This window comes from Methylobacterium crusticola (assembly GCF_003574465.1).
GTDB classification, from domain to species: Bacteria; Pseudomonadota; Alphaproteobacteria; order Rhizobiales; family Beijerinckiaceae; genus Methylobacterium; species Methylobacterium crusticola.
Map to the genome: position 1 here is coordinate 1 of NZ_QOWC01000551.1, position 265 is coordinate 265.

Sequence of the window (265 nt, forward strand, 5' to 3'; positions counted from 1 at the left end):
CCCCGCCCGCACCATCACCGCCGTCAACGGTGCCGCTATCAGCCGCGGGGGCGCGGCGGTCGCCGTGGCGAACGGCACGGTGCGGCTCAATGCCGACGGCACGCTGACCTACGCCCCGGCCCCAGACTTCAACGGCGCGACGAGCTTCACCTACACCGTGACCTCGGGCGGGGTGACGGAGACCGCCACGGTCGCCGTCACGGTCACCCCCGTCAACGACGCGCCGGTCAACACCCTGCCGGCCGGCTACACCGGCACCGAGGAT

Annotated in this window: 1 protein-coding gene; it reads left to right on the forward strand. The window is 73.2% G+C overall.

Going from position 1 to position 265, the window contains the following annotated elements:
• The coding region (locus DT057_RS35305) for an Ig-like domain-containing protein (protein ID WP_162501642.1) at window positions 1–265 on the forward strand (265 nt) is incomplete at both ends.